The sequence below is a fragment of the Embleya scabrispora DSM 41855 genome (genome assembly GCF_000372745.1).
GTDB lineage: Bacteria > Actinomycetota > Actinomycetes > Streptomycetales > Streptomycetaceae > Embleya > Embleya scabrispora.
In genome coordinates this window covers 237,220-257,664 of sequence record NZ_KB889562.1, presented here as the reverse complement: position 1 = coordinate 257,664, position 20,445 = coordinate 237,220, and the positions used below count along the sequence as shown (strand labels likewise).

The following is a 20,445-nucleotide window of genomic DNA, read 5'->3' as shown; positions in this document are numbered from 1 at the left end:
GGCCGGTTCGGTGCGGCGCCATGCGGCGACGAGCACCGCAACCCTAGCGGCCCCGCCAGAGCGCACCGAGGACGTCGCCGTTGAAGCGGCCGATGACGCCCAGCGGGATGCCCTTGGGGCACACCGCGGTGCATTCGCCGGTGTTGGTGCAGCCGCCGAAGTCCGCCTCGTCGTGGGCGTGGATCATCGCCTCCACGCGCGTGTCCTGCTCCACCCTGCCCTGCGGCAACAGGCCCAGGTGGGTGGCCTTCGCGGCGGTGAACAACATCGCCGAGCCGTTCGGGCACGCCGCCACACACGCGCCGCAGCCGATACAGGTCGCGGCCTCGAACGCGGCGTCCGCGTCGGCCTTGGCAATGGGCGTCGCGTGCGCCTCGGGGGCCGAGCCGGTGGGTGCGGTCACATAGCCGCCCGCCTCGATGATCCGGTCCAGGCCGGAGCGGTCCACCACCAGGTCCTTGACCACCGGGAAGGCCGCCGCACGCCACGGCTCGACGTCGATGGTCTGCCCGTCGCGAAAGTGCCGCAGGTGCAACTGGCAGGTCGTGGTGGCCTTCTGCGGCCCGTGCGGAACTCCGTCGATGACCAGGCTGCACGCGCCGCAGATGCCCTCGCGGCAGTCGTGGTCGAAGGCCACCGGCTCCTCGCCGCTCTCGGTGAGCCGCTCGTTGAGCACGTCGAGCAGTTCCAGGAAGGACATGTCCGCCGACGCGTCCGGCACGTCGTAGGCGACCATGCCGCCCCGATCCGCGGGACCCTTCTGCCGCCAGATGCGCAGGGTGAGTTTCACGCGTAATTCCTTGTGGCCAGAGTGACGTTGTCGAAGGTGAGTCGCTCGCGGTGCAGGATCGGCGGCCCGTCCGTGTACTCCCACGCGGCGACGTAGGCGAATGCCTCGTCGTCTCGGGCCGCCTCGCCGCCGGGGCTTTGGTGTTCGGCGCGGAAGTGGCCGCCGCAGGACTCCTCGCGGTGCAGCGCGTCCAGGCACATCAGCTCGGCGAGTTCGAGGAAGTCGGCGACCCGGCCGGCCTTCTCCAGCGACTGGTTCAACCCGGCACCGGTGCCCGGCACCCGCAGCCGCGACCAGAACTGCGCGCGCAGCTCCGGGATCCGGGCCAGCGCCTCGCGCAGCCCGGCCGCGTCGCGCTCCATGCCGCACTTCTCCCACATCAGCAGACCCAGCTCGCGGTGGAAATGGTCCGCGGACAGGTCGCCGTCGATCGTGAGCAGCCGCTTGACCCGATCCTGGACGCCCGCCTGGGTGGCCACCAACTCGGGATCGTCCGCGTCCACCGGTGCGAACGGCCCCGCCGCGAGGTAGTGGGTGAGCGTGGTCGGCAGCACGAAGTAGCCGTCGGCCAGACCCTGCATGAGCGCCGAGGCGCCCAGCCGGTTCGCGCCGTGGTCGGAGAAGTTCGCCTCGCCGATCACGAACAGGCCCGGGATGGTGGACTGGAGGTCGTAGTCGACCCACAACCCGCCCATCGTGTAGTGCACCGCCGGGTAGATCCGCATCGGCACGGTGTACGGGTCCTCGCCGGTGATCCGCTCGTACATCGCGAAGAGGTTGCCGTACTTCTCCTCGACGGCCGGCGCGCCCAGTCGCTCGATGGCGTCCGCGAAGTCGAGATAGACGCCCAGCCCGCCCGGTCCCACGCCGCGACCCTCGTCGCAGACCCGCTTGGCCGCGCGCGAGGCGATGTCGCGCGGGACGAGATTGCCGAAGGCCGGATACATGCGCTCCAGGAAGTAGTCCCGCTCCGCCGCCGGGATGTTCCCCGGCGCACGGGTGTCGCCGCCGGTGGTGGGCACCCACACCCGGCCGTCGTTGCGCAGCGACTCGCTCATCAGGGTGAGCTTGGACTGATGCTCGCCGGAGACCGGGATGCAGGTCGGGTGGATCTGGGTGAAGCACGGATTGGCGAACAGCGCGCCGCGCCGATGCGCGCGCCACACCGCGCTCGCGTTGCAGCCCATCGCGTTCGTGGACAGGAAGTAGGCGTTGCCGTAGCCGCCGGTGGCCAGTACGACCGCCTCGGCCAGGTGGGTGGTCACCTCGCCGGTGACCAGGTCGCGCACCACCACGCCGCGGGCCCGCCCGTCCACCACCACCAGGTCGAGCATCTCGGTGCGCGCGTGCACGGTGACGTTGCCGGCCGCGACCTGGCGCGACATCGCCTGGTAGGCGCCGAGCAGGAGTTGCTGGCCGGTCTGGCCACGCGCGTAGAAGGTCCGGGAGACCTGGGCGCCGCCGAACGAACGGGTGTCCAGCAGGCCGCCGTAGTCACGCGCGAACGGCACGCCCTGCGCGACGCACTGGTCGATGATCTGGGTGCTGACCTCGGCCAGCCGGTGCACATTGGACTCGCGGGCGCGGAAGTCGCCGCCCTTGATCGTGTCCTTGAACAGCCGGGCCACACTGTCGCCGTCGCCGCGGTAGTTCTTGGCGGCGTTGATGCCGCCCTGCGCGGCGATGCTGTGCGCCCGGCGCGGCGAGTCCTGGTAGCAGAACGAGGTGACCGGGTGGCCGAGTTCGGCCAGCGTCGCGGCGGCGGAGGCGCCGGCCAGGCCGGTGCCGACCACGATCACCGGGAGGCGGCGCCGGTTCGCCGGGTTGACCAGCCGCGCGGCCAGTCGGCGCTGCTCCCAGCGCCCGGCCAGGTCACCGGCGGGGGCGGCGTGGTCGGCGATCTCCGCGCCGACGGTGTAGCGCGCGTACCCGGTGCGCCCGGCGGACTCGGCGGACTCGGTGTTCTCGGTGTACTCGGTGTGCGGATCCATCACGTTCACCCCACGATTCCCACGGTCACGGCGAACGGCACGGACAGGAATCCGACCGTCATCAGTACGGCGTAGCCGGTCGAGATCCGGGCGATCAGCCGCTCGGTCCCCGGTCGTTGCCGACCGAGGGTGCGCGTCATGCTCCACACGCCGTGCCGCAGGTGGAAGCCGACCGCGACGACCGCGACCGTGTAGATCGCGGTGATGTACCAGTGCTCGAAGTCGGCGGTGACGTTCGTGTACGGCTTCCCGGAGGCGCCGACCGGGTTGGCCACCCCGACGGTGAGGTCGAGCAGGTGGTAGACCACGAACAGGGCGATGATCACACCGCCCCAGCGCATCGTGCGAGCCGCGTACGAGCCCTGCACCGGTGGGCGGTGCGCGTACTTGACCGGCCGGGCCCGGCGGGCGCGCCGGGTGAGCAGGATCGCCATCGCCATGTGCACGACCACGCTCGCCGTCAGTGCCGCACGAATGATCCACAGCGTGCCCTCGTGCGGGACCAGCGGTTCGCCGATGGTGCGCAGCCAGTGGGCGTAGTGGTCGAAGCTCGACTCGCCGAAGAAGATCTTCAGATTGCCCAGCATGTGGGCGGTCAGATAGGCAAGGAGCACGGCACCGCTGATCGCCATCGCGATTTTCATCACGACGGTCGAGCGGTGCGACGCTCCCTGCCTGCGCCGCCCGGCGGATGCGGGAGCGCGGGTCAGGGTCGCCATGTGTTCGACGGTAGGCGGGCCAAGGTCATGCCGTCCAAGACCGGAAATGCCTCGTTTCGATAGCCGGTGGCTATGCGAGGCTTGACGTATGCAGTTTCAGCAGCTCGTCTACTTCGTCGCGGTCGCCGAGACCCGGCACTTCACCCGCGCGGCGGCGCGCACGCACGTCGCCCAGCCGTCGTTGTCCAAGCAGATTCGGGCCCTGGAGCACGAGTTGGGTGCCGAGTTGTTCACGCGCGTGCGCGGAAACATCGCGTTGACCCCGGCAGGGGAGCGGCTGTTGCCGATCGCGCGGCGGATCCTGGCGGACGTGGACGTGGCGTACTTGGAGGTGGCCGAGCTGGTCGGGCTGCGCTCGGGCCGGGTACGGATCGGCGCGACGCCGTCGTTGTCGGCGAGCCTGCTGGCCGAGGTGTTGCGCAGCTTCCAGGAGCGCTACGCGGGCATCCGGCTCCTGGTCGACGAGAACGGCTCGCGCGACCTGGTGCGCTCGCTGCTGCGCGGCGACCTGGATCTGGCCCTGATCGTGGTGCCGCCGCAGGGGGTGGGCGCGGCGCTGACCACCGAGCCGCTGCTGCGCGAGGATCTGGTGCTCGCGGGAACGCCGCCGGTGGCCGGCGCTACGGTGCCGATCGAGGCGCTGCGCGGGGTGCGCCTGGTGATGTTCCGGGACGGCTACGACCTGCGCGAGGCGACTTTGACGGCGTGTCACGAGGCGGGTTTCGAGCCGGAGTTCGCGATCGAGGGAGGCGAGATGGACGCGGTGCTGCGGTTCGTGGAGGTGGGCCTGGGGCCGGCCATCGTGCCGAGCATGGTGCTGGCCGGGCGGCCGGGCCTGATCGCGACACCGCTCACCCCGCCGGGCCTGTCCCGCACCATCGCGCTCGCGCATCGCAGCGACGCCGCGCTCACCCACGCGGCGCGCGCCTTCCGGGAGGAACTGCGCGCGTTCCTGCTCCCGGCTCGGCTTCCGGCGGGAGTCGAGCGGATCGGCGCCGCCGATGCGTGATCCACTGCTGGTGGGCGGATGGGACAGCGGCCCGTTCGGCTACGAGTTCATGCCGCGCCGGCCCGAGGCCCCGGCGGCGGGCGCCCGGTCCGATGCCTCGCCGCCGGAGCCGTAGCGGGCCTCAGGCCGGCGGCATGATCAGGCAGGTCGTGGTTGCGGTGGCGAGCAACCGACCCTGGTGGTCGGTGAGTTCGGCCTCGGCGGTGCGCACGGTGCGACCCCGGTGAATCACTCGGCCCTCGGCACGCAGCTTGCTGCCGTCCAGCGGGCCCGGGCGCAGGTAGCGCACCGAGATGTCCAGCGACGTGTAGCCGGTGGCGGGCGGCAGCGTGGTGTGCACCGCGCAGGCCATCGCGGAGTCGAGCAGGGTGGCCGCGATGCCGCCGTGCATGGTGCCGATCGGGTTGGCGAACTCGGGGCGGGCGGACGCGCTGAACACGACCCGGCCGTCCTCGACCTCTTCCGGCTCCATGCCGATGAACGGACCGATTCCCGTGGGCATGCCGTGGTCCCGCAGTGCCTGGAGCTGCTCCAGACCGGTCGGTCCCGCAGTCGACGACGTAGTGCTCATCCCGAACCCCTCACCTGAGTTGACGTTGTCAAGTTGACAACGTCAACTCGACGGCTGTCAACTGGGCTCGTGCCTGCCACCAGCCGATCCCGCACTCGCGCCCGTCCCGGAGACGGGGCGCTGCTGCGCGACGAGATCCTGCGCGCGGCGACCGCGCTGCTGGAGGAGGCCGGCGAGGAGTCCGCGCTGACGCTGCGCGCGGTGGCCGCGCGGGTGGGCGTGACGACTCCGTCGGTATACCTGCACTTCGCGAACAAGCAGGACCTGGTCGAGGCGGTCTGCCTCGCGGTGTGGGAGGACCTCGGGCGGCGGATGCGCGAGGAGGGAGCCGGCGTCGAGGACCCGTACCAGTCGATGCGCCGGCGCGGTGCGGCGTTCGTTCGCTTCGGGCTCGAACACCCGGTGCAGTACCGCCTGTTGATGATGCGGCCGAGGTCCGATGCGCAGACCGGATGGACCGCGGCGGACGCGTGCCTGGCCTATGTCGGCGAGGCGATCCAGCCGTGTCTGGACGCGGGTGTCCTGGTCGGCGACCCGACCCGGTTGACCCTACAGATGCTCGCGGCGCTGCACGGGCTGGTCGCGCTGTATCTCGCGCAGCCGGACTATCCGTGGCCGGACGACGTGGAGACGATGGCGGACGAGGTGACCCGGATGGCCGGGTTGGGCTCGGCGCTCGCCGGACGACTGCGCGGTCCCGGGCCCGCGCCGAGCACGAGCGCGTTCGCGGCGGGCTTCGACGCGCTGGCGCGGCGGCTGCACGGGGCGGAGAGCGCGAACCCGGCCGCGACCCTCCACCCGGACGACACCGAATCCGCGAGCGCCGAACCTCCGGGCACCGAACCCCCCTGACGGCGAGACCCCGGGCGCCGAACCCTCGAACGGCACACCCGAGGGTGCCGAGCCCTCGGGCGGCGGGCCGCTCCCGTAGCGGCAGGCGGGGGAGGCGGCCGCGCGCCCGGTGGGCGTCGGGGTCAGTGACCCTTGCGCTTGTCCGCCTGCTTCTTCACCTTGTCCACGATGGACTTGACCTTGTCCGGGTTCTTCTTGGCGTAGTCGGTCGCCTTCTTGATCAGCTTGTCGAGACCGGCCATGACGCCACTCCTTGTTCGGTACGGGGCGGTGGTGGCACCGCCGCCGTGCTGTTTCGTGCCCTGGTTCAGGATCAACCGCCGCCCGGGTCGAATCGTTCCCCCGATTCGACGTCAGGGCCGCATCGAAGACGATGCGGCCCTGCTGCACGGCGCGTGCGGGTCGTACACCCGGGTGCGATCCCGGGAATCGGCTCAGACGTTGACGCCGAAGTCCTTCGCGATGCCGGCGAGACCCGAGGCGTAGCCCTGGCCGACCGCGCGGAACTTCCACTCGTTGCCGTTGCGGTACAGCTCACCGAAGACCATCGCGGTCTCGGTGGACGCGTCCTCGGTGAGGTCGTAGCGCGCGAGCTCGTTGTTGTCCGCGCGGTTGACGACCCGGATGTACGCGTTGCGCACCTGGCCGAAGGACTGGTCCCGGGCCACCGCGTCGTGGATGGACACCGGGAAGACGACCCGCTGGACGTCGGCCGGCACGGACGCCAGGTCGACGTTGACGGTCTCGTCGTCGCCCTCGCCCTCACCGGTGAGGTTGTCGCCGGTGTGCTGGACCGAGCCGTCGGGGCTGGTCAGGTTGTTGTAGAAGACGAAGTGCAGATCGGACAGCACCCGACCGTCGTTGCCGAGCAGCAGTGCGCTCGCGTCGAGGTCGAAGTCCGCACCGGTCGTGCTGCGCGCATCCCATCCGAGACCCACCGCCACCGCGGTGAGGCCGGGCGCGGCCTTGGACAGGGATACGTTGCCGCCCTTGGCGAGACTGACTCCCATGGCAGTGCTTCCTTCCCTCGTGCATATCGGGGTACAGGCGGATCGGGTGATCACGCGACGGCCGCCCGATGGGTAAATCTACAGGACTGTAGAAGCCCGGCGTGCGCCGGCGCGACGTGCGCATGTCGTGTGACGTGCGATCGCCAATGCAGTGATACCCCATCCCACCATCGACGGACGACAACGGGCAGCCGAACTCTCGGTCCGGGCCCGTTGTTTCGGCCACATCCGGGCGAATTCACGCATCCGCGGGCGCTGTCCGCCCCTGGCCGGGCACCCGCGCGGACAAGCGGAACGCCTCGTCGACGACGCCGGCGGTGAGCGTCCCGCCCAGGGTCGCCAGCCGCCCGTCGAGCGAACGCAGCCCCAGCCCCGCCCCGATCGGCGCGGGACCGGCGCCGGCGCGGACGCCGTCGTTGGTCAGGACCAGGACGACCGTACCGTCCGACTCGACCGTCGCGGTGATCGCGCACCGGCTCGCGGCGCTGTGCCGCAACACGTTGGTGGCGCCCTCGCGCAGTACGGTCGCCAGCACGGTGTCGGTGCCGGCGGGCAACTCGCCCACGTCGACGGCGACCTCCACCACCATTCCGGCCCCGGCCAGCACGTCCCGGGCGGCGCGCGCCTCCACCGCCAACGACATCCCGCGATACCCGCCCGCGACCGTGCCCACGTCGGCCAGCGCCTGTCGGGCCATCGCCAGGCCCTCGGCGAGCTGGGTCGCCGCCGACTCCGGATCGCGCTCGGCCAGGCGCAGCGCCAGTTGGCTCTTGAGTACCAGCGCGGACAGGCTGAAGCCGAGCAGGTCGTGCAGGTCGTGCCCGAACCGCAGCCGCTCGCGGGCCACATGTGCGGCGGCCAACTCGACCCGGGCCACGCACAACGCCCGCGCCAGGTCGGCCATCCGGACCAGCCCGTACACCAGCGCCGCGCGCTCCAGGATCCACACCACGTGGTACACGTGGTCGAGGGCAGTCAGGCTCCAGGTGCCGAAGTACAGGTCGTGGCAGGCGAACCCGGCCACGGCGAGCACCCGCCACGGGCCGCGCAGCAGTACCAGCGCGAGCCCGGCCAGGAACAGCCCCACCGACCAGACCCGGGCGTCGAACACCACGAGCGGCGCGTAGGCGAGCGCGATCTGCGCCGCGAACGTCCACTGCCACCACCGGGGTCGCCCACCCGGGGCCGGCGAGCAGTTGCGGATGTACAGCGCGACGAAGGCGACCAGCAGGATTGCGAACAGTGCCCGGCGGCCGGGCGAGTAGTCGCTCGCGGCCAGCACCCGCAGCGGCAGCGGCACGATGATCAGCACCAGGATCACCACCCGCAGCACCGCGACCGCGCGCGGCGTCGGTTCGTCGGTGATCGCGGGCGGCGCGGTGCTCTCGGTGTTCTTGTGCGCGTGCGCGAAGGCCCGGGCCGAGGTCATCGCGCCCCTGGCCTCGGCCAGCGCGTCGGCCAGCTCCGGACGGGCACGCTCGGGGTGCTCGCGCAGTCCGGCGAGCAGCGCGTCGCCGCGGTCCAGGATCCGGTTCAGGCTCGCCCCGACGCCGTCGGTCAGCTGCCGGGCGAAGCCCAGCCGTTCGCGGGCGACCTCGGCGTCGGCGAGCGCGGTGCGGGTCGCGGCCAGCGCGGCCACCAGGTCGGCCAGCCCGGCCAGGGCGTACACCGCCAGGCCGACCAGCACGGCCTGCCCCACCACCAGGTACAGCGCTTCCACCACGGTCGGCCGCACCGCCAGGCCGACCGGCACCTGGACGGCCACCACCGCCAGGAACCCGGCCCAGCGCGCCCAGGCGGGTCGCAGCAGGAGCAGCGCGGCGCCGGCCAAGAAGCCCGGGTTGCCGTACCAGGTCTCGTGGAACCAGGTCATCGGCAGATAGGTGAGCACGGCCTGCGCACCGAGCGTGCACACCCACCCGGTCGGCCGCGAGCCGTCCGCCGGGCGTACGCAGTTGCGCAGATGCAGGGTGACCAGCGCGAGCAGAAGTCCCAGCGCGATCGCCTTGGCGCCGGTCGACAATCGGGTCGATTCGACCAGACCCACGAAGCCGCCGAAGAAGAACCCGCAGGTGACCGCCGTGACCACGACCCGCGCGAGCAGCGCCGCAGGACCGGCGTCCGGGTGCGGACCGAAGGCGGCCCGCGGTGCGCCGCGGCGAACCCTCGACGCCACCATGACCATCCCCTGTGCTCTTCCGCGATGCGGCGATGCGGCCGCCGACGGCGGCGCCGTCGAGCACGGCGGCCGGTCCCGGACGCCGCACCGGGCCGCGGCCCGGGTCTCGACGGCAGGCAAACCGTACCGACCGGACATCCCGCCGTCACCTCCGGGTCGACCGTGCCCGGAAGCCCCGGCCGGGCGCACCTCGAGCGCGCCGCCGGCACGGACGCGAGTGGGTCACTCGCACGGCTCATCCCACTGGCGCGGCCCTGGGGCTCGTCCGACGGGGACGTGAGGTAGCGGTATCCGTCAGGTAGCGGTATCCGTCAGAAGGGGCGGGGCCGACGCCGTCGCGTCGAGCCCCCGCCCCCTTTCGGATTCTCGGCTCCTTTCGATGCCGGGCGACTACCAGGTGCCCGGTGGGGCGCCCCAACTCCGGAATTCACCGTCGGTGCCACCGTCGGGGCGGCTCTTGAAGGTCATCGCCCGAGTGGCGCCGTCCGCGTAGTTGTACATGATCGCCACATCCTCACGACCGTCACCGTCGACATCGCCGGCCACCGCCGCACCGGTGTTGTCCGCCCACCAGGTGCCGTTCGGGGTCTGCCAACTGGCGAAGTCGTCGTTGAAGCCGCCGTCGGGTTCGGCGGTCATGGTGAACATCGCGTTGCGACCACCTTGACCTTGCGCGCGCCGCTCATCGCGGCGCCGGTGTAGCCGTCGAAGAACCACAGGTCCGCGCCGGCGATCGCGAACAGGTCCGGGTGACCGTCGCCGGTGATGTCACCGACCGATAGGATCCGGGTGAAGGTCGCGGATGCGGGTGATCCGCTCGGAAGCGACAACTCCATTCGTTTCGCGACGTCCACGCCGCCGCGACCGCTGCCCGGGTAGACCCACAACCTGCCGTCGGGCATCCGGGCGATCAGGTCCTGGAAACCGTCCCCACCCCAGTAGTCGCCGTGATGGGTGATCAACGCGTTCTTCCAGTAGCCCGCCGGCACTGCGCCGCCGACCAGGTCGGCGCCGTCGAGCGACTGGCCGAGTCGACCACCCGAGAAGGAGGGGAACACACGCAGGTTGCCCGCACCGTCGATGGCCGGCAGGTCGGGACGCTGGTCGCCGGTGAGGTCCATCCGACCGTCGACGGTGTCCCGCGGCTCGACGAAGAAGGTGTAGGCGGTCTGCGTGGAGAGGTTGCCGGTGGCGTCCTTCGCCTTGACGTAGAGCACGTTGGGCCCGGCATGGGTCGGGATGAAGCGGACGATCGCCGCCCCGCCCGCGTCGAGCGGTTTGATGCGGTTCACGAACGACGTGGTGTCGAAGCTGTACGCGTACTCGACGGTGTCGTTGCTGCCGTTGGCGCCGAGGGTGAACTCGCCCGTCGTGCCGTACTTGGCTCCTTCCGCCCAGTCCCCGGCCTTGCCGCCTGGATACTGCGGCGAGGTCACCGAGGGCGCGTTGGGCGCGCTCTTGTCCACGTGAACTGGCACGGGATGGAGCCGCCCGGCTTGCCGTTGAGGTCGGAGACAGCGCCGGAGGTGTCCCGGGCGCTGCCGGCGGCGGGCGGGCTGGAGTCGGAAAAGGTCATCTTCCGGTACAACGCGGCCGGGCTTCCGATCAGCATGTCCGGTAAATCCTGGTACACCTCGGATATCACCTACAACCCGGGACGTGGTTGGCGGAGATCGGTCACACGCCGGGCGGCGCGGATGTAGCGGTATACGTCCTGCCCTACACCGAAGCCGACCGCATCGGGGAGGCGCAGCCGAGACTCACCGTCCTCGGAACCGCCGCGGACGTTGCCGCAGTCCAGAGTGAGGCAGCGGGCAATGGAGAGGTTTCGGACGACTAGCCCTGTCCGGCGGATCTCGGTGGAGCGGATGACGCGGTTCGGGTACTTTCCGGCGCGGGTACGGGGACGCGGGCGGAGGAGCCCACACCGGCCCGGCCGTGTCCGCAGTTGCCCGTCCACGGGTTGGCCGGCCGAATCCGGTGCCGCGAGAGCGATGAGTTTCGGTCGGTGGGGGCGTCTACCCCTGCAACGGACCGAGACGTACGAGATGGGACCGCATCATGGCCACGATGATCTTTGTGAATCTGCCGGTGAAGGACCTCGCGAAGGCGACCGCGTTCTACGCCGCGCTCGGGTTCGAGCGGAACGCGCAGTTCAGTGACGAGAACGCGAGCTCGTTCGCGATCAGTGACACGATCCACCTGATGGTGCTCGCCGAGCCCTTCTTCAAGACCTTCACCAAGAAGGAGGTCGCCGACGCGACGCGGACCACCGAGGCGATCGTGTGTCTGAGCGCGGAGAGCCGCGAGGGTGTCGACGCGTTGGTCGAGAAGGCGTTCGCGGCCGGTGCGGGCACGTCGAACGACCCGATGGAGGAAGGGTTCATGTACGGGCGCAGCTTCCAGGATCCGGACGGGCACCTGTGGGAGGTCGTGTACATGGACATGTCGGCGATGCCCGCGCAGGACTGACCGCGACGTATCCCTGCGCCCACGTTGCGCCGGCCTGCGAGCCGATCCGCCGGCGTGGTCGGGTCGGCTGTGCGGGAGGCCGCCCCGCGCGGCCCGAGGGTCACCCCGGCGGCGCCGGCAGCAGCACCCGGAAGGCTGCGCCCGCGCCGGGGGACGTGCGTACCTCGACCCGGCCGCCGTGGGCGTTGACCAGGGCGGCGACGATGGCCAGACCCAGGCCCGAGCCGCCGCCCGCGGCTCGGCTGCGGGAGGAGTCGACGCGGTAGAAGCGTTCGAAGACGCGTTGGGCGTCGGCGGGGGCCAGGCCGGGGCCGGCGTCGGTGACCTCCAGGACCGCGCACGGGTCCGGGGCGCGGGTTCGGCCCACCGCGATGCGGATCGCGGTTTCGGCCGGGGTGTGGGTCAGCGCGTTGGAGACCAGGTTGGCCACCACTTGGCGCAGTCGCGACTCGTCGCCGAGGACGGTCACCGGATGGGCCGCGCCGCCGTCCAGCCCGGTGAGGGTCACCGAGCGGTCCGGGGCCAGTGTCTTGATGTCGTGCACCGCGTCGGCGGCCAGGATGCGCAGGTCCACCGGCTCGTTGCAGAGGGGGCGCTGCTCGTCCAGGCGGGCCAGTTGCAGCAGGTCCTCGACCAGGCCGCCCATCCGGATCGCCTCGTCCTCGATCCGGCGCATGGTGCGGGCCACCTCGGCCGGATCGGTGAGCGCGCCCATCCGGTACAACTCGGCGAAGCCGCGCACGCTGGCCAGCGGGGTGCGCAGTTCGTGGCCGGCGTCGGCGACGAAGCGGCGCATCCGGGTCTCCGATTCGGCCCGGGCCGCGAACGCGGTCTCGATCTGCGCGAGCATGCCGTTGATCGATGTGGACAGCCGGCCGATCTCGGTTCCGGGCGCGGGCACCGGGACTCGATGCGAGAGGTCGCCGGCCGCGATCGCCGCCGCCGTCTCCTCGATCCGGCGCAGCGGACGCAGGCCGCCGCGCAGCGCGAACCAGCCGGCTGCCGCCAGTACGGCCAGGCAGGTCAGGCCGATCACCAGGCACACCGTGCGCATGCGATCCACCGTGGCCCGGACGTCGTTCATCGGCTGGGCCAGCACCACGCTGCCCTCGCCGCCTGCCATCGGCACCGCGAGCACCCGCCAGCGCGCGCCGCCGGTCACCGAATCGGTCTCGAACGGGCGCCGGTTCAGCGCCAGGACGGCCGCGATATCCAGCCTCGGCAACCGCGGCCCCAGCTCCTCCTCGGTGCCCGGCGAGCGGATTCGCTGGCGGGTACCGCCGTCCGGATACAGGTACTCGGCCACGATCCGGCTCGGCAGGACTCCCGGTGCCCGGCCGCGGTTGCCCGAGGGGCCGCCGCGTTGCTCGCCGGGGCCCTCCGGCAGGCGGAACGCCATCCCGCGTGCGGCCTGGCCCAGTTGCCGGTCCACCTGATCGGTGAGATAGCCGCGCAGCGAACCCACCACGACCGTCTGGCTGACCAGCAACGCGACGGCGACCAGGGCCATCGCGATGATCAGGACCCGAACGCGCAGCGAGGATCGGCTCGGGTGCGGGAGGCGCATCGACGCGCCGTCAGATCGTCGGTTGCGGGCGGCGCAGCACGTAGCCGACGCCGCGCACGGTGTGGATCAACTTGCAACCGCCGACGTCGAGTTCGACCTTGCGTCGCAGATAGCTGATGTAGGACTCGACGATGCTCAGGTCGCCGCCGAAGTCGTACTGCCAGACGTGGTCCAGGATCTGGGTCTTGGACACCACCCGGCCGGTGTTGAGCATCAGGTAGCGCAGCAGCTTGAACTCCGTGGGCGAGAGCGGCACCGGTCGGCCGCCGCGCAGCACCTCGTGGCCGTCCGGATCGAGTTCGAGGTCGGCGACCACGATCCGGTTCGAGGATGTCGGTACGCCCGCGCCGCCGTCCACCCGGCGCAGCACCGCGTGGATGCGGGCGATCAACTCCTCCAGGCTGAACGGCTTGGTGACGTAGTCGTCCCCGCCCAGGGTCAACCCGGTGATCTTGTCCTTGGTGGTGTCCTTGGCGGTCAGGAACAACACCGGCAGGTGCGTACCGTCGGCGCGCAGCCGGCGGACCACCTCGAAGCCGTCCAGGTCCGGGAGCATCACGTCGAGCACGACCAGGCTCGGCCGACAACGTGCCACCGCCGCCAGCGCGTCCGCGCCGTCCGCCGCCGAGTCGACCTCGAAGCCGGCGAAGCGCAGGCTGGCGGACAGGAGTTCGCGAATGTTGGGCTCGTCGTCGACGACCAGCAGGCGGGCCGGGGCGCCGACCTCCGCGGGCGCTGCCACGTCAGCCCGCTCCGCCCGTGCCGGTGCCCGCCCCGCCGCCGGCCGCGGCGAAGCCGCCTCCGGGACGTCCGGCCGCGCCGGTGCCCTCGGTGACCGAGGTGGCGGTCACCGAGCCGTCGGCGCCGGTGGCGCCGCGTACCACGACGGCGTCGCCGGGCTTGAGGTCGACGGTTTTGCCGTCGCGGACGACCTGGATCCTGGTATCGGCGTCGGTTTTCACCTTGACGATGTTGCCGGCTGAATCTGAGACGTAGATGAAAGAGTCGTCCACAACCTTCACGGTGCCCGTGGTGAGGTCCGCTGCGGCGCCGGTGCCGCCCGTGCCGCCGCCGGTGCGACCGGTGCCCGGTTGGCCGCCGGTCGTGGCCGCACCGCCGCCCGCCGCACCGCCACCCGCTGCCCGGACGCCGTACGGGTTCGCGCCCTGCGCCGCACCGGCGGCGGGCCCGGCGGCCTGGTTCGGCCCGCCGCCGTGGTCCTTCTGCACCTCGACGCCGGCCAGGAAGCCGACCGACGCGAACACGCCCGCGCCCAGCGCCAGGGTGAGCAGGGGCAACCTGCGCCGGGGCGGGGCGGCGAGTTCGGCGGCGACGTCGCGCGCGGCCGGCGGGCGGCCGAGGATGTCCTCCGGCGACTCGTCGGAGTGGGGCTCGTCGCCGGCTTCCGCCTCGGTTCGGAAGCCGGCGACGAACCCGGTCTCGGTTGCCGTGTCCGCCGCCGACTCGCGGTCACCGGGCGCGGGGAGGCGGGAACGGGGGTCGAGGGCCTCGGAGTCGGGCCGCGGCTCGTCGGGGACGGGGTTCAGCGGCCGGGTGTCGTGCCGGCCGGCGTCGTGCTTGGGCGTCATGGTCTCGGGTCTCCTCCTGGGACGCGGGAACGGCGGGGCTCGTCGGGCTGTTCCTCCGGCCTACTCGTGCCGCAGCGCCTCGATCGGCCGCAGCGCGGCGGCACGCGCGGCCGGGTAGCCGCCGAAGAACAGGCCGATGGCCACCGACACGGCGAACGATCCGATCACCGAACTCGGCACCACGACCGGCGTGATCCCGACCACCTCGAAGCGCGCCGCGAACAGTCCGGCGGCCACGCCCAGACCGCCGCCGAGCACGGACAGCAGGGTCGACTCGGCGAGGAACTGGCCCAGGATCGCGCCGCGCGGGGCACCGATCGCCTTGCGGATGCCGATCTCGCGGGTCCGCTCGGCGACGGTCACCAGCATGATGTTGGTGATCCCGATCCCGCCGACCAGCAGCGAGATCGCCGCGACCGCCGCGAGCAGCACGGTGAAGGTCTTGTTGGTCTCGTCGTTGGCGCTCAGCAGCGACTGCTGGTTGGTGATCCGGAAGTCGCTCTGCGCGGAACCGGTGATCCGGTGCCGGTTGTTCAGGATCGAGGTGACCTCGTCCTGGGCGAGCGCGGTGTCGGTGGAGGAGGTGGCCCGGACCGCGATCGAGGACAACGAGCCGTAGCCGGTCAGGCTGTCGCGCAGCGTGGTCACCGGCAACACGATCGTGTCGTCGGAGTCGGCCGCGCCGTTGCCGCCCTTGGTCTCCAGCACGCCGGCGACCCGGAACGGTATGCCGCCGATCAGGATTTCCCGGTCGATCGGGTTCTCCGTACCGAACACGTTCTCCACCGTGGTGCTGCCCAGGACGGCGACCTTGCGGCGGGCGGTCACGTCCTCGGTGCCGAACAGCGCGCCCCGGCCGAGGTCGTGGTTGGTGGTGGCGAACCAGTCCGGCGTGGTGCCGACGATCTGGGACACGGTCACCGACTGGCCGGCGTAGGTGATGCTCTGCGACGTGGTCTGCACCGGCGCGGCCGACTCCACGTGCGGGGCCAGCGTCTTGTCGACGAGCGCCTGGGCGTCGTCCGGGGTGAGGTCCTTGAGCGCACCGCCCTGCCCGGCGGCGCCGAAGCGGCCACCGCCGGCGGTGTGCGAGACGGTCAGCAGGTTGGTGCCCAGCCGCTGGATCGATGCCTGGACGGACTTGGACGAGCCGTTGCCGACGGCGACCAGCAGGATCACCGCGCCGACGCCGATCAGTACGCCGAGCATGGTCAGCGCGGTGCGGATCTTGTTGGCGGCCAGACCCAGGACGGCGAAGCGCAGTACCTCGACGGGGTTCACCGGTGGGCTCCTTCACCGGCATTGCCGGAATGGCCGAAAGCGCCGGGAGCGCCGGGAGCGCCGCAAGCTCCGAACGGGACCGCCGGGCCGGATGCGCCGACCGGAACGGATGTGGTCGGTGGCGGCACGGACGCCCGTACCGGTGGGCGGCGATGGTCGGCGACCACCAGGCCGTCGACCAGGCGCAGGACCCGCTCGGCGCGCGCGGCCACCTCGTCCTCGTGGGTGATGATCACGATCGTGCGCCCGGCGTCGTGCAGCCGGTCCAGGATGCCGAGCACCTCGGCGGTGCTGTGGCTGTCCAGGTTGCCGGTCGGCTCGTCGGCCAGCAGCAGCGCCGGCGCGGTGACCAACGCCCGTGCCAGCGCCACGCGTTGTTGCTGGCCGCCGGAGAGTTCGTTGGGCGCGTGGTCGGTGCGGTCGGCCAGGCCGACCAGGTCGAGCGCGGCCAGTGCCCGACGGCGGCGCTCCTTGCCCCGTACGCCGGCGTAGGAGAGCGGGAGTTCGACCTGGGCGAGGGCGCTGGTGCGCGGGATCAGGTTGAACGACTGGAAGACGAAGCCGATTCGGCGATTGCGGACCAGCGCGAGTTGGTGCTCGTCCAGCCGGCCGACGTCGAGGCCGTCGAGGAGGTAGCGGCCCGAGGTGGGTACGTCCAGGCAGCCGAGCACGTTCATCAGGGTCGACTTGCCCGAGCCCGAACTGCCCATGATGGCAACGTATTCGCCGCTCTCGATGGTCAGCTCGACGCCGCGCAGCGCGTGCACCGAGGCGGCGCCGTGCCCGTACGACTTGGTCACCGCGCGTACGTCGATCACCGGCGCGGGTCGGCCCGCGTCCGGCCCGGTCATCGCGAACCGCCGCGCGGGACGCCGCCGCCGGACCCGCCTGCCGCGCCGCCGCCGATCGCGCCGCCGCCGGGGAAGTTGCCGACGCCCGGGGCGGGCACCCCGCCGCCGGCCGTGCCGCCTCGGGTGGACTGGCCGGACCGCCCCGACGTGGAGCCGCTACCGCCGGTCGTGGCGACGGTGCCGATCACGATCTCGTCGCCCTCGGCCAGACCGGAGACGATCTGCGTGGTCTGGTCGCCGACCACGCCCGCGGTCACCGTGCGGCGCTGTTCGACCCCGTCGACCAGTACCCGTACCGAGGCCGTCGCGCCGGTGCCGGAGACCGCGGCCGAGGGCACCTGCAACGCGTTGTCGGCCTCGGCGACGACCACCGAGATGTTCGCGGTCTGTCCGGTGCGCAGCGCGGACACGTCACCCTCCAGCGCGATCGTCGCGCCGTACTTGACCGAACCCGAGGTCGAGCCGCTGTCCGGCAGCGGATTCACGCTGACCACCTTGGCGTTCAGCCGGATCGCGGAGTTCACGTTGAGCGTCACCGTGGCCGGCTGACCCGCCTTGACCTTGGCGGCATCGGCCTCCGGGAAGGACACCCGGGTCTCCATGCCGGTCGGGTTGGCGATCACCACGAAACCGGTCGCGGCGGTGCTCGACGACGACGCGGACGAAGAACCGCCCTGGCCGCCGCCGCTCGTGCCGCCGGATCCGCTCGATCCGCCGGACCCGCTCGCGGAGACGGTGTCGCCGACCTTCCCGGACACCGAGGCCACGATGCCCGCCGACGGCGCCTTGAGTACGCAGCCGTCCAGGGCCCGTTGGGCGTCGGCGAGTTTGTTGTTCGCCGTGATCAGGGCCGACTCGGCCTGACTTACCGCCGCCGCGTCCACCGTCGTGCTCGGCGACGGGGTGGCCGTCGGGGTCTTGGTGACGGTGACGGTGATGGTCGGGTGCGGCTGGGTGACGGGGGACGACGTGGTCCGGGGCGGCGCCGTCGTGGACGTGGCGGTGGGCACAGCGTCGGTGCCGTTGCCGCCGCTCGTGGCGCCGCCGCCGGTCGAGCCGCGCAGGACCGTGTTCTGGGCGTTCGTGCCCTGATTGCCGCCACCGCTGTTGCCGCCGCCGCCGTTCTGCTGGACCGAAGTGCCCGCCCGGGCCTTGGTCAGATTCGCCTGGGCCACCGTGACGGCCGCCTTCGCCGCGTCCAGCGCCTCCTGCGCCTGGGTCGGGTCGATCTGCGCGAGGACCTGGCCGGCGGTCACGGTGTCGCCGACCTTGACCGCGAGGGTGGTGACCTTGCCGGCGGCGGTGAAGCCGACGCCCACATCCGAGGGGGAGCTCAACGACCCCGACGCGGACACCGTGGCCAGTACCGTCCCCTTGGTCACCTTCCCGGTGCGCGTCCTGGCGGCGCGGGAGGATCCACCACCGTCGTCCACGGCCGCGTAGGCGAAGCCGGCACCGGTCACCATCGCGGTGGCCAGGGTCAGGTTGATCAGAACCGACTTGCGTCGGAGTCGTACACGCCTCATGGGGGCACAGCCTGGTCCGGGCACGTCCTCGAAGGCTGTCCGGCACCTGGGAGTTGTCTGGGAGCGCAACATCGGCCCGGGGCCCGCGGCCGGTGTTCGGACCCGCCGAAATCGAGCCCGATCGCGACAAGTCGCGCGCCGGTTCGGGCGGGGCCGCGCCCGGGCCGGGGTCCGGCTCCCAGGCAACTCCCAGCCGGCGCGCGGGCTGCGGCCACCCCGCCGTGCTTGAGTCCGGGGTGGATGGGCGGTGCGCCGTCCGGCGCCGACCCCGAGGGTCGTGGGAAGGACGTCATGACGAGGTACCCGGCTCGACCGGTGTGGACCACAACGGTGGTGCCGGTCGCCGCCTCGGCACTCGTGTTGTTGCTCGCCGGATGTGGGGGGAGCGGCGACAACAAGAGCACGAGTGCCTCGGCCCCGTCGAACGCGGCGAGCGGTGGTGGGGACGCCGGCAAGGCGTACACCGACTGCCTGCGTGCGAACGGGGTCGAGGTACCGACGGGTCGACCGGACGGCGGCACCCGTCCCCCGGGCGCGGGCCGCCCGTCCGGTCGCCCGTCGGCTCGCCCGAGTCGACCGGCCGGCGAACGGCCCACCGGGTTCCCGAGCGGGCGGCCCGCTCCGCGCGCGACCGATCCGGCCTACCGCAAGGCCGAGGAGGCGTGCGCGAAGTGGCGGCCCACGAGGGGGCCGGGCGGCGGTACGGACGGCCCCAGGCGCGGTGCCGACTCGGCCGCGCAGGCATTCGCGGGCTGCCTCAAGGATCATCGAGTCGAGTTGCCGGCGGGCGGGGCCGCCGCACTGGACCGGTCCGATCCGAAGGTCGCCGAGGCGCTGAAGATTTGCCAGGCGCTCCTGCCGACGGCGCCGACTGCGGGCGCGGGCACGCCCACGGCGGTGCCGACGACGTAGCCGGAGGCGGCCCGCAGTCGTACCGGCCGACCCGTCGCCGGGAGGCGGCCGGGTCGCGTGTCACCCGAGCCTTGCTCGCGGCCGTTCGGGGCCGGCGCGCGTCTCGGTTTTCGCCGACTGTGTCAATCCCGGTGAATGGGGCATTCGGGAAGATCGTATGAAGGCGCGGAATGCCGCACGGTCGTGGAGCGATGAGTTCTTCGGCCCGGTCCGGTCCACCTCTGTACAGGCGACACCGCGATCCGCACCGCGATCGACCCACTGGAGAGTGACCAGCCATGCTCACGACCGATTTTGCCCCCGGCGCCCCGCTCTGGATCGACCTCGGGGTGCCCGACCTTCCGGCGGCCGGCGCGTTCTACGGCGACCTGTTCGGGTGGGATCTGGAGATCACCGGTCCCGAGACCGGCGGCTACGGGATCCTGCGCAAGGACGGCAAGAGCGTCGCCGCGTTCGCCCCGCTGATGGACCAAAGCGCGCCCCCCGCGTGGTCCGTGTACTTCCACGCCCCGAACATCGACGCCACCACCAAGGCGGTCGAGCAGGCCGGCGGTCGGGTGCTGCTCCCGCCGATGGACGTCATGGACATGGGCCGGATGGCCGGGTACGTCGACTCCACCGGCGTGGGCTTCATGGCGTGGCAGCAGGGCACGAACAAGGGCCTGGAACTGGTCCAGGACGTCGGTGCGCTGTGTTGGACCGAGCTGTACACCGCCGACCGGGTCGCGGCCACCGGCTTCTACCACTCGGTGTTCGGCTGGAACTACCAGGACTTCCCCTCGCCCGCCGGCATCTACAGCCTCGCCTACCCGGGCGAGGACGTGGACGCCATGCACGGCGGCGTGATGGAGGTCGATCCCGGGCAGACCGCCCCGCAGTGGCAGATCTACATCGGCGTCGAGGACTGTGACGCGTCGTTCGCCAGGGCGATCGAACTGGGCGCGACCGAGCTGACGGCGCCGTACGACATCCCGGACGTCGGCCGGATCGCGATGCTGAGCGACATCTTCGGCGCGCGCTTCGCGATCATCAAGGGCATTCCGCCGGCCAAGTGAGCGGCGGACCGCGGGGCCGACCCGATCGGGTGACGCGAGCGCCCGGTCGGGTCGCTTTTCCGGCGTGTGGA

General features: G+C 71.9%; 21 protein-coding genes. 6 read left to right on the top strand and 15 right to left on the bottom strand.

Annotated elements, in window-relative coordinates:
• Window positions 1-43 precede the first annotated feature (43 nt).
• The 3 genes from A3IC_RS0103245 to A3IC_RS0103235 are packed head-to-tail and all read right to left on the bottom strand — an operon-like array spanning window position 44 to window position 3,500.
• Window positions 44-790 (bottom strand): succinate dehydrogenase/fumarate reductase iron-sulfur subunit, encoded by a 747-nt coding sequence (locus A3IC_RS0103245; RefSeq protein WP_020548630.1) that lies wholly within the window; start codon window positions 788-790, stop codon window positions 44-46.
• The gene (locus A3IC_RS0103240) at window positions 787-2,781 is read right to left on the bottom strand and encodes a fumarate reductase/succinate dehydrogenase flavoprotein subunit (protein WP_079026231.1); all 1,995 of its coding nucleotides are present in this window, start codon (window positions 2,779-2,781) and stop codon (window positions 787-789) included. Before A3IC_RS0103240 ends, A3IC_RS0103245 begins: the two co-directional genes overlap by 4 nt.
• 5 nt (window positions 2,782-2,786) lie before the next feature.
• Complete coding sequence (locus tag A3IC_RS0103235; RefSeq protein WP_020548628.1) at window positions 2,787-3,500, bottom strand: succinate dehydrogenase cytochrome b subunit; 714 nt, start codon at window positions 3,498-3,500, stop codon at window positions 2,787-2,789.
• An 88-nt stretch (window positions 3,501-3,588) separates the two neighbouring features.
• On the opposite strand from A3IC_RS0103235, the gene A3IC_RS0103230 reads away from it, so the two are divergent.
• Together A3IC_RS0103230 and A3IC_RS72370 are read left to right on the top strand one after the other, a co-directional pair.
• Complete coding sequence (locus tag A3IC_RS0103230) at window positions 3,589-4,509, top strand: LysR family transcriptional regulator (RefSeq protein WP_020548627.1); 921 nt, start codon at window positions 3,589-3,591, stop codon at window positions 4,507-4,509.
• Window positions 4,502-4,624 (top strand): hypothetical protein, encoded by a 123-nt coding sequence (locus A3IC_RS72370; RefSeq protein ID WP_020548626.1) that lies wholly within the window; start codon window positions 4,502-4,504, stop codon window positions 4,622-4,624. The genes A3IC_RS0103230 and A3IC_RS72370 overlap by 8 nt, the downstream gene beginning before the upstream one ends.
• Window positions 4,625-4,630: 6 nt before the next feature.
• Here A3IC_RS72370 and A3IC_RS0103220 read toward each other — a convergent pair whose 3' ends face one another.
• Window positions 4,631-5,080, bottom strand: a complete 450-nt coding sequence (locus tag A3IC_RS0103220) for a PaaI family thioesterase (protein ID WP_026217832.1) — start codon at window positions 5,078-5,080, stop codon at window positions 4,631-4,633.
• Between the two features lie 69 nt (window positions 5,081-5,149).
• On the opposite strand from A3IC_RS0103220, the gene A3IC_RS0103215 reads away from it, so the two are divergent.
• A complete protein-coding gene (locus A3IC_RS0103215; RefSeq protein WP_020548624.1) occupies window positions 5,150-5,932 on the top strand; it encodes a TetR/AcrR family transcriptional regulator in 783 nt (260 codons plus the stop codon).
• Window positions 5,933-6,054: 122 nt separating this feature from the next.
• Here A3IC_RS0103215 and A3IC_RS73335 read toward each other — a convergent pair whose 3' ends face one another.
• From A3IC_RS73335 to A3IC_RS0103185, 5 genes are all read right to left on the bottom strand, one after another.
• Entirely contained in the window at window positions 6,055-6,174 is a 120-nt protein-coding gene (locus A3IC_RS73335) for an Rv0909 family putative TA system antitoxin (protein WP_379989414.1), read from the bottom strand.
• Between the two features lie 192 nt (window positions 6,175-6,366).
• Entirely contained in the window at window positions 6,367-6,942 is a 576-nt protein-coding gene (locus tag A3IC_RS0103205) for a TerD family protein (RefSeq protein WP_020548622.1), read from the bottom strand.
• 238 nt (window positions 6,943-7,180) lie between these two features.
• Entirely contained in the window at window positions 7,181-9,121 is a 1,941-nt protein-coding gene (locus A3IC_RS61750) for a sensor histidine kinase (protein ID WP_158695789.1), read from the bottom strand.
• A gap of 390 nt (window positions 9,122-9,511) precedes the next feature.
• A complete protein-coding gene (locus tag A3IC_RS0103190) occupies window positions 9,512-9,769 on the bottom strand; it encodes a hypothetical protein (RefSeq protein WP_026217831.1) in 258 nt (85 codons plus the stop codon).
• A complete protein-coding gene (locus tag A3IC_RS0103185; protein WP_158695788.1) occupies window positions 9,757-10,599 on the bottom strand; it encodes an FG-GAP-like repeat-containing protein in 843 nt (280 codons plus the stop codon). The genes A3IC_RS0103190 and A3IC_RS0103185 overlap by 13 nt, the downstream gene beginning before the upstream one ends.
• 583 nt (window positions 10,600-11,182) lie before the next feature.
• On the opposite strand from A3IC_RS0103185, the gene A3IC_RS0103175 reads away from it, so the two are divergent.
• Entirely contained in the window at window positions 11,183-11,593 is a 411-nt protein-coding gene (locus A3IC_RS0103175; protein WP_020548618.1) for a VOC family protein, read from the top strand.
• A 100-nt stretch (window positions 11,594-11,693) separates the two neighbouring features.
• Here A3IC_RS0103175 and A3IC_RS0103170 read toward each other — a convergent pair whose 3' ends face one another.
• The 6 genes from A3IC_RS0103170 to A3IC_RS61740 are packed head-to-tail and all read right to left on the bottom strand — an operon-like array spanning window position 11,694 to window position 18,407.
• Window positions 11,694-13,160: a sensor histidine kinase gene (locus A3IC_RS0103170; RefSeq protein WP_020548617.1), complete on the bottom strand. Its 1,467-nt coding sequence runs from the start codon at window positions 13,158-13,160 to the stop codon at window positions 11,694-11,696.
• A gap of 10 nt (window positions 13,161-13,170) precedes the next feature.
• Entirely contained in the window at window positions 13,171-13,902 is a 732-nt protein-coding gene (locus A3IC_RS0103165) for a response regulator transcription factor (protein WP_020548616.1), read from the bottom strand.
• A gap of 1 nt (window position 13,903) precedes the next feature.
• Window positions 13,904-14,749 (bottom strand): DUF5666 domain-containing protein, encoded by an 846-nt coding sequence (locus A3IC_RS61745; RefSeq protein WP_020548615.1) that lies wholly within the window; start codon window positions 14,747-14,749, stop codon window positions 13,904-13,906.
• Between the two features lie 60 nt (window positions 14,750-14,809).
• A complete protein-coding gene (locus A3IC_RS0103155; protein WP_020548614.1) occupies window positions 14,810-16,030 on the bottom strand; it encodes an ABC transporter permease in 1,221 nt (406 codons plus the stop codon).
• Window positions 16,027-16,881 (bottom strand): ABC transporter ATP-binding protein, encoded by an 855-nt coding sequence (locus A3IC_RS0103150; RefSeq protein WP_020548613.1) that lies wholly within the window; start codon window positions 16,879-16,881, stop codon window positions 16,027-16,029. Before A3IC_RS0103150 ends, A3IC_RS0103155 begins: the two co-directional genes overlap by 4 nt.
• Complete coding sequence (locus A3IC_RS61740; protein ID WP_020548612.1) at window positions 16,878-18,407, bottom strand: efflux RND transporter periplasmic adaptor subunit; 1,530 nt, start codon at window positions 18,405-18,407, stop codon at window positions 16,878-16,880. Before A3IC_RS61740 ends, A3IC_RS0103150 begins: the two co-directional genes overlap by 4 nt.
• Window positions 18,408-18,698: 291 nt before the next feature.
• Here A3IC_RS61740 and A3IC_RS67225 point away from each other — a divergent pair, with 291 nt between their 5' ends.
• A complete protein-coding gene (locus A3IC_RS67225; RefSeq protein WP_158695787.1) occupies window positions 18,699-19,319 on the top strand; it encodes a hypothetical protein in 621 nt (206 codons plus the stop codon).
• Window positions 19,320-19,597: 278 nt separating this feature from the next.
• Window positions 19,598-20,374 (top strand): VOC family protein, encoded by a 777-nt coding sequence (locus tag A3IC_RS0103135; RefSeq protein WP_020548610.1) that lies wholly within the window; start codon window positions 19,598-19,600, stop codon window positions 20,372-20,374.
• The last annotated feature ends 71 nt before the right edge of the window (window positions 20,375-20,445 follow it).